The sequence below is a fragment of the Acaryochloris sp. 'Moss Beach' genome, from assembly GCF_021497025.1.
Classification (GTDB): Bacteria; Cyanobacteriota; Cyanobacteriia; order Thermosynechococcales; family Thermosynechococcaceae; genus Acaryochloris; species Acaryochloris marina_A.
In genome coordinates, this window is record NZ_CP071720.1 from 122,659 (window position 1) to 133,725 (window position 11,067).

Consider the following 11,067-nt stretch of genomic DNA (forward strand, 5'->3'; position numbering starts at 1 on the left):
AGGCCGATGTCATGAAGACAATGCGGACCATTACCAGCGCTTTGATTGAGTATTACGAGGAAGACGAATCTCTCGTTGATGCTCCAGAGCGCTATTACAGTGAATCCGATGTCATCACTGACATCGACCTCATGACCACGGCTGTTTGGGTCAGCTCGAATGATGTAGTCCAGAAACTAGGTCACTACACCAAACGCGAAGACTTGAAATCCCTCAGTAGAGGGGGCATTCCTGGAACCGCTCAACGAATTCGGGGCAAGAGACCCAACGAAGAAGACGATGAACGCCTTGCTCATGACCTGGTGCTGTCTGCTCCCAAGAGCGTGTCGATGGCACTGCACTTGGAGGGGGATAAGCGACTCTTTGATGCCCACATGGAGGCAGTCCTCGAAACCTTTGAGTTGCTTGAGCGCGAGTATGCCCAGACCCGGATTCAAGTAAATGGAGTACGCTCTGTCGTCAATACGGGCAACATGATTGCGGCGTTGATGCCTCATCACACTTCCCGCGATGGAGACATGCAGCTCCACACCCACATGCTGATCATGAATGGGACACAGGGGCCAGATGGTCAGTGGCGCTCCCTCTCTCATGAAAAGCTGGCTCAGGCTAAGTGGGTGGGCAGCTTCTACCGCCAAAAGCTAGCAGAGAAGGTCCAACGGCTGGGGTATCGCATCTATGAAACTAAGCATGGATTTGAGCTAGAGGGCTACAAACGTTCTGATGTCGAAGTCTTCAGCAAGCGCCATCGGGCCATCGTCAAAGCTGTCCAGAAAGAGGGGCTTGAAGTTACTCCTGAGAACAAGAAGAAGAAAGTACTCACCACTCGCAAGGCGAAGCGGGGTGTCGGTAAAAAGCTGGAGATTATTCAAGACCATTGGCGAGACGAGGCTCATTCTCAAGGGGTGGGGCATCCGCTACTCGCTGAACCTTTGGCGGTTTTACCCACTCCTGATAAAGCCAGGATGGAAGTTGAAAGTGCCATCCGTCATTACGCTGAATGGTCCTCAATCTTTGAGAAGGATGACATCTATGCCTATGTCTTCAAGACCCTCAAACGTCAGGGCATGGCGATGGAACAGGTTGATGAGGCCATTAGCCAAAGCAAAGAGCTGATACCCGTCGATCGGGGATTCACCACCGTCACTGCCGTTGAAGAAGAAGCCCAGATCCATCAGCGCTGGATGGCAGGCCAAGATCAAGCTCAACCAATGGTTGCTAATCCCTCACTCTTAGGGATTGCAGTTGAACTGAATGAAGACCAGGCCAAGGCAGTTCTCAACACCCTCACTAGTACTGACCGCTACCAAATCTGGCAGGGCTTTCCAGGAGTGGGCAAGTCTCGCACCTTGGGGGTACTGAAGACTTTACTGAATGGGTCTGGTCTGACGATTAAGGGATTCAGTCCGACGATTCCAGCAGCGAAGAAACTTCAGGATGAGCTAGGCATTGCCACCAACACTGTTGAGCATCTGGTTCTGCATCAAGTTGATGATGCCCCCAACCAAGTTTGGCTGGTTGATGAAGCGGGCATGATGAGCCGACGACAGATGAAGGTGATTTTGGAGAAGGCAGAACCCATTGGGGCACAAGTCATCTTTGTAGGGGATGCGGGCCAGAACTCTGCGATTGAAGCGGGCAATCCCTTCAAGTTCATGCAGCACAATGGAGCGACCACTCACCGGATTGAGGAGATTGTCAGGCAGAAGGTTGATGTCCAAAAGCAAGCCGTTGAACTCATCGCCAGAGGTCAAGGACTCAAAGCACTGGACCTCCTCAATGCCAAGGGGTATGTGATTGAAGCAGACGATAAGACTGAGATGACCCAAGCCGCAGCAGCTCAGTTCCTTGCCCTCTCTCCCAACGAACAAGACCAAACCCTGATTATTGCTGGGACCAACAAGGAACGACTCGCGGCTGAAAAGGCCATTCGCAGGGGGGAGAAGAAACTTGGGCGACTCGGGGAATCCAGCAAAATTGTTCAGCTCAAATCCAGAAACCTGAGTATTGAGCAAAAACGACGGGTGGATTGGTATCGCAAAGGGGATTACGTTCGCCTACTGCAAACGTCTAAAACGTCATCCATCAAACGAGGACAGCTTTACAAGGTGGAGAAACGCGAAGGGGATGAGCTGGTAGTCTCTTCCTTCGGTGGTCGGCTCTATCGATTCAATCCAGCTAAATACAAGCAAAAGGAGGTCTACAGTGCCCATGAATTTGATGTGGCAGTCGGGGATAAGCTGCGGTGGACGACAACTATCCGGGAAAACAACTGGATTAACGGTCAGCAGCTCACGGTCACCGCCCTCGATAGTTTGAATATGACGGTCAGGGACCATAAGGGAGTCTCCCATGATGTGCCCCTCACTCAACCCTTGGCCTTGGAGTATGACCGGGTATGGACTTCCTACCGCTCCCAGAGTGGCAGCAAGAAACGGACGATTGTCATCACCACCAATGACCGCACCTCCAGCAGAGAGCCGTTCCTAGTCGATATTTCCCGCCAAGAACATGAACTGACCATCTATACCGAAAACCTGGAAAAGCTGAAGAAACGGGTTAAAAAATCCAACGCTCAAGAAAGTGCTTTAGATCTAATTGAGGAAACCTATGGACATCAACGAACAACAACAGCAGATCGTGGACGAGCTTCGAGACCGATTAGCCCCGCTCACGGACGCGATCACCATCCTGACCAATCAAGTCGAAGAAGTCCAAGCTCAGAACCAACACATCCTAGACGAGAACAGAGAACTCAAGTCCCAGGTCAGGGAGCGGATCAACACTATCCCGATGGAGGTCAAAGCCGTTCTCAACCTGTTCATCCAGGAGTTCAAGGACGCAATGGCAGCCAAGAAGCCCTCGGATATGAGCGAGAGTATCAAGCAACTCGCCAAGGCGATGGACAGTCTGAGTACCAAGATCGAGGATTCGAGCGTCTTGCAAATGACGATGAGCGACAAGGTATTGGAAGCCGCAGAGGAGATTATGCAAGTCAAGGACAAGCTCCCTCGACACGCCCCACCCAAGACGGTCGCTCAGAAAAATGGGAGCAAGCCACCTCAGACCTAGCTAATTGGGTGATGCAATGGTCTGAGGAGAATGAGCTATCAACAAGCGGGTTGGATAATCACTTGCTAGCCCTTGCTAAGGATATAGAGTCACTCAGCCAAAGTCTAGAACCTAATTCCTTTGAAGGTTTGGAAGAACTGGCTGAGGTTGTTGCAAATGCAAGGAAACAACAAGACCTCAGCCAGGGCCTAGCTCAGGTTGCCCAATTCATTGACAATTACTCAACCGAATGGCAGTCAGCTTCCTTAGATCTAGCAACACAGGTAAAGGCATGGTCCCAAGAGCAAGCATTAGCTGAGAGTGGACTAGAGTCTCAATTGCTGAGTCTTGCTCAACGGGTTGATGCTTTGCACCAAAGCCTAGAACCTGATTCCTTTGTGGGTCTGGGCGAATTGGTTGATCTTGCAAGGGAGCTGCAAGGACAAACAGCACTCGCCCAGAACCTTACTTATATTTCCCAATCCATAAATCAGATTGATCAAACTATTGATCAGACCTTAAGCCAGCAAAGGATTAGGAGCATTGCCGATGCCGTCACAGAATGGCGAACGGGTCAGGAGCTGGCCGATGCCGTGACTGAGATGGTGGACGTCTTAACTCAAGGTACTGAAGGGTTAGACCGGGCAATCATCCGATTACAAGCTGGCTTGGAAGCGACTCAATCTATTGATGTCAAATTCCCCGCAATGGCTGAGCTGGCTGATGCCGTCCAAGATTGGCAAAACGAGGTGGAGGTTACCGCTGCCATTGGCGAAGTGCAGGACTTGGTTGAGAGTCTGACCAGACCTCAATTTCCTGACATGGGTAACCTAGCTCAGGATGTGCATGACCTCAATGAAGAACAAGCCTTAGCTGAGAGTGGTTTGGTTGAGCAGTTAGCTACACTGACCACTCAAATCAATACCTTGTCTGAACCTCAGCAGATTCAGTTTGAGGGTATGGGGCAGTTGGCTGAAGTGGTGAGCGAACTCCAGCAGGGTCAATCCTTAGCTCAAGTTCAACCTCAACTTCAGGCCATAACCCAACAGATTGAAGCGTTTAACTCCAAGCAACCCAAGCACTCCTTTGCCAGAATTAAGGAACTGGCCGATACCGTCAGTGAGTGGCGGGCACATGAGTCCATTACTCAGCATATTGGTGAACTCAATGATCTGGTGGTGCGCTCTCAGAGAAGTCTGAAGACCTTCCCAGCTATGCGGCAGCTTGCCCAGTCCGTGAAGTCGATGCGCTCAGTTGATGCACTGGTGAATGGGCCAGTCGCAGAACAGCTTAAGGAAGTCGCTCAACAGTTGACGGACAAGGGCATAAGCGTCACTCCCAAGCCGAAGACCATTGATGATCAGGTGTTCTGGAAACCGGACTATGAAGGCGTTGACAAACCTTCAGACATCAATGAGCACACCTGGAAAGAGATGAAGCTATCAGCGATTCATCCTGATCTAGTCAAAGCCAACATCGAAACCATTCAAGGAGACATCATTCTCGAAATGCTGCTAGAGGAGAAATTTCTCTCCCTAGGGGCAGGCCAAGAAATGACCTTCGACATGAAGAAGATGCTCTATGGTCTAACCAAAATTGATGGTCAATGGCAGCGGGTTCCTGAACGCGGCTATGAACGACTAGCAGAACAGGGGGGCTGGTATGGCAAGTCCAGTGTGGATGCTCTCTCGCTACCCCAATTGCAGTCTGGGGAAGAAGCTCCTCTTGGGTCTTTCATTCAGTTCAAAGCCGTTCAACCTCGGATTGACAGTGATGGCGAACCCATCAAGTACGAGTCTCCAGCCGGGGGTGAGCGAGGTCTATTTCTCCCTCATATTCCTGATGATTTAGCCCAGCAGATTTACCAGAAGCATGGCGTTGAACCCACATCAGCAGAACTGAAGACGGGCTTTTGGCATATCGTCCATAAGCACAACCTTCCCATTGTGTTCACGGAGGGATACAAGAAAACCTTAGCGGCTCTGTCCCAAGGGGTCATCACTGTGGGCCTACCGGGAGTGAATGCTCTCTACAGAGCGAATGACAAGTCAAGGCAACCCTTACCCCGCAGGGAACTCTCAATGGCGGGCCAGGTATTTGCCACAAAAGGCAGACAGATTACCTTTGCCTTTGACTCGGATACCAAGCTCAGCTCTATCCTCAATGTGCGTCGAGACATGGTGCGCTCCATTGAACTGCTGGAAGAAAAGGGGTGTGTCATCAAAGTGGCAGACTGGAACCCTCAGCATGGCAAGGGGTTAGATGACCTGATCCACAACAAGGGAGCCGCTGCTTTCTTGAAGGCGTTGCAGTCTGCACAGTCAGGATCTAAATCTAAGCGCAGCCACTACCGCTATGAATACAACAGACTCAATAAATTCTGTGAGAATGACATTGCCATTTACCTGGAGGCTCACAAGCGAGGTGAGGCGATGGATGGTTATCGGGTGATCCTACAGTCAGACACCATGCGGGAGTTGAAGGGTGACAAGGCACGGAAGCGATACATGAAGGCAGTCGTGGATCTAACAGGGCCATACCGTGAAGTGCGAGGGGCTAGGGGGAATACTCAAGGCTTTACCACGATGCTCAACAGAGCAAAACAGCCCCCACAAATGATCAAGGTTGATCGTAAACGCTCTAGGGATCTAGGGAGAGGACGTTAAGGTTAGCTCAACGCAATCAAACAGCCCCGACAGGAAATCAGGGCTGAGATGAATGGAATATTTGGATCTAATCTAGATGTCGGACATTAGTTATGAGTTCATCGGACCTTTAACCACCCGACCTTGATTAAGGCCATTGTTGAAGTCCGTTCCTTGCTGAGGAATAGGACCATTGGCCGACATCGGAATGGTGGTCTTTTGGCCTGTACGCTGATCTTGGAGAGTTACCGGAATATCAGGCTGGGGCTGAACGGGGTAGCCAAGGTCGTTATATCCTGGAATAGCCATAATTGGGTCTCCTTAAATGGGTTAATTGAGTTAATTGGAATATACGGTTTATCTAGACAGTGCCTCTTGACGGTCTTCAGACTTGGGAGCTGTGGGGCGATGGGTCTGGGTCTTGTAAACCATTTTATTAATCAGGTTGGCGGTATCAAGGCCCATCTTTTTCGTGTCAGCAACCAACTTCTTTTGCTCAGGAGTTAGCGCTGCAATTTGTTCTTTGGTTGCTTTCGGAGTCTTCGCATCCAATTCTTGAGATTTCTGAGCGATGCCAAACTTGTCTGGTTGGACAACGCCATCCTTAAGCCGAAAAGCAATCCTTGTACCTACTTTAATCGTTATTTCAGTTCCAGGATGAGCCTTGGGGTTATCTAGAACATCTCTAATGATTTGAGCTTGGTCAGTCGTCAGGCTCGTCTTATCCTCAAGATATGCCCCATCACGCCCCAAGCCGACCACTTGATCGCCATTAAGCTTGATAGACAAATTCTGAAGATCAACAAACTTACTCATCTTCTCTAGGATGTCTTCATTGATCATCCGTCGAGCTTCAAGACTATCTTCTCGCGATCCCGGTTCAGGCTTCTCCACATCAGCAGACTTGGGTCGGTCCTCCCCATCGGGTTCTGGAGAGTTAGCAATCAGTTTACTGATTTCATCAGGGTCGGTAATCCCTTGTTCCTGAGCTTGAACGCCTACCCGCTGATCATAGTCAAACGCAAGATCAGGGTTTTGATTGACACGTTCTTGCACTTCATCCCAAGTCAGATCTGGCTCATCCAGACTATTAGACAATAACTGAATGTACTGCTCTTGAAGCTTGGGGTCGGGAGGCTCAGCGACAGCTCCATTAGACTCAGCCACCGTCTGAGCATCTGGGTCTGGATTCGACTGCTCCCGCTCATCATCTTCTGGGGGTGGGGGTGGCGCAGCTCCATTCGACTCCACTACTGTTTGAGTATCAGGATCGACAGACTGGTTCTGAGTGACGGTAGAATCTACAGACTGATCCTGACTAACCTCTGGGGATGGGTTGTCAATGTTGTATTGCGTCCAAACCGTGTTTGTCGTCTCAGACAAATAGACTGAAACGTCCTGGAGCTGCGTCTCAGACATCTGGGCCACATTCGGACCCTGAGAGATAATTGCCGTCGCTTCATCCAGAGTCTTCCCTTCGTTGAGGGCTTGAAGAACAACCTGCTTGTCATAGTCAGCCCCCACACCTGGCGAGTCCTTGACATCTGTCTGAATCCCCTCGAAGGTCAGGCTTTGATTGTTCTGCTGTTCAGAGAGTATCCTGACGTATTCACCCCGCCGATCCATATCATTCTGGCTAGGACTGGGGTTTATTGATTCTGCCATTGCCGTCGTTCTCCTTTGTATGTTTTCAAGTCCACTACGAACGTTTTGCTGTACTTGTTCAGGCAACTTGCTCAGGGTCTGCTCAAACCATTGCTGCGCTCGGTTGATAGCCTGATTAGTCATTCTCCACAACTGAGTCACGGGACGAGACACCACTGTCGGAATGCCTTGCTTGGCATAGCTAACCGCCAGCTTGCCCGAATCCATCAGACCTTTGCCGATCATCGCGGGAGATGCCCATCCAGTGAGGGGACGTGCCCATACATCCGTCTTTGCCAATAGGTCTGCGGTTCTCGCACTGGCCCAGCCATTAAAGATGCTCTGCCTACCCCAGCCAGGTCGGATCTGACTCGCCATCTCTGCAAAGTCATGACTGATCTGAGCCGCACGTATCCCATGTATCCCTGAGTGCATCCAGTGAGTGGCTTGACCCACCGCACCCGCGACAACAGGGCCGATAACCGGAGCATAGGTCGCAGCCATCGCAATGCCTGGAGAAATCGCTGTGAATTGGATCAGCTTTTTAGCCAATCGCATTTTTGGATCAGCTTGGAAATAGAGTTGTTCTTCCTCCCGAAGCTCTCGGTATTTTTCACCAATAAAGTTTTGATATTTGAGTTCCACTTGTTCTGGTCTCCATATAAGAGTCCTGATCGTTTTCCTAATGCAGCTCCATCTGAAACACAACTAGAGCTGTTGATGTGGATATACTGTTTTTTTGCAGCGCTATCGACTTAGCCCCGGACCATGCCCTCGGCCTTGATCTCTGCGTTGATTCCGTTGTTGCGCTTGTTGGATGGCGGGACCATGTTTCTCAAGGGCCACCTTCCGCTTTGCCCCCTTGAACAGCTTCTCTGCCATCCGCTTTGGGTCCGTGACCAGCTTGGCAAATTTTGAGGTCCGTATCTGGTGCTTCACCACATCAGCAGGAATCTTTTTCCTGATGCCCTCTTTGGCATAAGCGAGGGCTTGTTTGGCCGTCTTAATCTCAATCTTTACCCGTGGCCGTCGCAAAATAGCGGAGCTAATCACGGCATGTTGGATGGCACCGACTACTTTCTCCCCAGCTTGGAGTATTTCTTTTTGGTGTTGTTGTTCTTCAGCCATGATCCATGCCTCGCTGTTGATTGATGTCTTCCTGTTCCTTGGCTTCTATTTCGTCAGCTTCTATCTCATCCGGGAATGGCAGATTCCAGTCCGCTGCTTGGGCGCGATTCTCTTGCAATTCCTCAATCGTGAAAGTTAGGATGTTGCCTTCCTCGTCTTCAACCTGCATATTCTGCTCCAACTTGCGATTGATGACGGGCACCAGATGCTCCTTATACATCTGCTTGCACTCTTTCAGGCGTTGGATATCCGTTCGGTTGCGCCACCACCGACGATATTGGTGGATGACGGGACGATTTTGTATCCCCGCAGACAACAAGACAAACTGACCTTTGCCTAAGCGTTTGAGTCGATGCCTCGATATCAAAGGTTTACGCCTAGGGGCTTCTGACACCGTTCGATTTGTCCCTTGCTTGCCATGACTCCGAGACTTGGTATTACGCTTTAGTTCGTAATCTCCAATGTCTTCTTCTAGCTGCTTACGAGTCTCAAAATCTTCAGTTCTGAAGATGAACTGAGCTGCGGTATTATCAAAGATGGATTTAACGACCTCTGACTTTTGCTTGATGTTCGGCTGGCTGTTGCTCTGGAATGCCGTCACTGCATAGAACCCATAGGAACGATTCAGCGAGACAATCTGCTCAAAGTCAGGAAGGACAATCCGCGCATATTCATCCAGGATGATTCCCAGAGGCCGATCCCGGTCAGAGTGCTCATTCAGGTTGCGACGAATCAGCATGTTCAAAGCTGTCGCCACCAGGGGCGAGGTCTGCTGCATGGCTAAACCATCCAGCTCAAAGAACACAATCTGTCTGCCTTTGAGGTCCAAGGGAATCGTGCTGCCTTCGTGAAAGGGGTAGCTCAAACAGGGGTAGAACTTCCGACTGAGTAAGGGCATCAGTACGTTCATCGCACTGGCTGTAATCCCCGCTTCAGTGTCATGAGTGCCCGCTGTGGACAACAGACCGGACAGCTCCCGCTTCGCCCAAGGGCCAAACCCCGATTCGTCAAAGAAGCCCGCATGGACGGCTGCAACCAGTCGTTTTCCTAGGCTAGGGAGGGCCAAATACTCCCAGACCATCGGTAGGTCCGGCATACTAGAGTCTGGGTGCTTCGACATCATCATCAGAGCAGTCAGGGTGAAGACGGCAAAGCTATCAAAGAAGGCGTTTTTGCCATCAGAAGCAGCAATCACGTTATCGAAAAAGGTGGTGACGGTAGCCCCAGCCGTCAGATCATCGTTGTGGTCTTCCATAAACCCCAGGAAGTCCAGGGAGTCTGAATACTTCTTCCCTGGTGCAAGGATATAGGGCTTATAGGGAATGGGCTGCTTGAGGGCGTAGGGAATAAACTTTTCTTTGAGGGTGCCCTTAACGTCGAACACAAACAGGGTATGGCCTTGCTTGATGGCATCGCAGAGGATTGGCTCGATGACGGTTTCAGTCTTTCCCTCTCCCGCTGCCCCCAAGACTTTGATGAGGGGTTGGTTATCAGGCAAGACGATGGGGTTGTCACTGCCCAGACATAGGCCGACTTTATCCCGTTCACCTTCTCGTCGTTGTTTGAGTCCCTTGCGTTTAGCCTTGCGACGTTCCCCCCAGGTCGCCATTCGAGCATCATCAGGATCTCGACCCGTGCGACTGTCGCCGCAGATGATGTTAAGGACGAACAGGAGAACCAATATGCTGCCACAACCAACGAGGGTATTGGTGAGGATGGCAGGTATGGCGGTTTCTGGATTAGTGGTGGGTTGTTCAGTGTGAGTTTGCATAATCAGCAAATGGTGAGTTTGCTGAGAATATACTGATCTTTTTGTGGGAGGTCTTCAGGCTTGATTGGAGGGAGGTTTCAAGGAAGCCTCTCCTAAGAATAGAGGTGAGAATTAGAGACAATCTGTAATTGAGTTGGGAGTTGATATTGCAACCGCAAGTCTCCGCGATTACAGTCTGACTGGAGCAACCCAGCAGCGCGAGAGGGAGTGCTGAGAGAAGTCAGAGTTTTGTGGTCATAAGCGTGTACATTATCTACAGAGTGAATGGCTGGAGCAACCCAGCAGGTTCTACAACAAATTTTTGAGGTTCAATCTTTAATACGGACATGCGAAGGGATACTGAAACCCAGCTCTTTGTATGCCCAATATGTATGATCGGGTAAAGACTTTAGCCGGGGGTCAATCAGGCTCTTTTGGATGGCATCAAAACCACTATGAGTGACCCGGCGTTTTAACCACTGATAGGCCAATTGTCTAGAAACTGATTGATCAAAAACATCCGTCAGAGGTGGTGTATTTCCCCAATAGGAGGAAGTGTATAAGGGCTTGCATGACCCAGAACCGACAAAAATAACGACCTCGCCTTCAACATCTTCAGCCTGGCCTTCAAATCCGATCACAGTATGATATAGCTTGCCATCCTTGTAAGGCATTTCTCCAATTATATCCATTCGATTAACTTTATATCGCCCTTGAGCTTTTGGCGCACAAGGCTCCAAGAAAGAAAGATCTTCACTGTTCTCTTGTGCAAAAGTTGAAGATGAAAAAGACATCAATAGTACTGATGCCGAGGCAACAAGGCTTAAAGTTTTTTTGAATTTCATCGTA

The 11,067-nt window shown here is 50.1% G+C and carries 6 protein-coding genes; 1 reads left to right on the forward strand and 5 read right to left on the reverse strand.

The window, feature by feature from the left end; all coding sequences use genetic code 11:
- Positions 1 to 11 precede the first annotated feature (11 nt).
- The gene (gene mobF / locus HRE53_RS30435; protein WP_396133507.1) at positions 12 to 5,717 is read left to right on the forward strand and encodes a MobF family relaxase; all 5,706 of its coding nucleotides are present in this window, start codon (positions 12 to 14) and stop codon (positions 5,715 to 5,717) included.
- 90 nt (positions 5,718 to 5,807) lie between these two features.
- On the opposite strand, the gene HRE53_RS30440 is transcribed toward mobF, so the two are convergent.
- The 5 genes from HRE53_RS30440 to HRE53_RS30460 all read right to left on the reverse strand — a co-directional run bounded on the left by HRE53_RS30440 (position 5,808) and on the right by HRE53_RS30460 (position 11,063).
- Positions 5,808 to 6,005, reverse strand: coding sequence for a hypothetical protein (locus tag HRE53_RS30440; protein WP_235112049.1), 198 nt, complete (start codon positions 6,003 to 6,005; stop codon positions 5,808 to 5,810).
- 48 nt (positions 6,006 to 6,053) lie between these two features.
- Positions 6,054 to 7,985, reverse strand: a complete 1,932-nt coding sequence (locus HRE53_RS30445; RefSeq protein ID WP_235112051.1) for a hypothetical protein — start codon at positions 7,983 to 7,985, stop codon at positions 6,054 to 6,056.
- Between the two features lie 102 nt (positions 7,986 to 8,087).
- Positions 8,088 to 8,468, reverse strand: coding sequence for a hypothetical protein (locus tag HRE53_RS30450; RefSeq protein ID WP_235112052.1), 381 nt, complete (start codon positions 8,466 to 8,468; stop codon positions 8,088 to 8,090).
- The gene (locus HRE53_RS30455; RefSeq protein WP_235112056.1) at positions 8,461 to 10,239 is read right to left on the reverse strand and encodes a type IV secretory system conjugative DNA transfer family protein; all 1,779 of its coding nucleotides are present in this window, start codon (positions 10,237 to 10,239) and stop codon (positions 8,461 to 8,463) included. The genes HRE53_RS30450 and HRE53_RS30455 overlap by 8 nt, the downstream gene beginning before the upstream one ends.
- Positions 10,240 to 10,547: 308 nt before the next feature.
- Complete coding sequence (locus HRE53_RS30460; RefSeq protein ID WP_235112057.1) at positions 10,548 to 11,063, reverse strand: hypothetical protein; 516 nt, start codon at positions 11,061 to 11,063, stop codon at positions 10,548 to 10,550.
- Between the last annotated feature and the right edge of the window lie 4 nt (positions 11,064 to 11,067).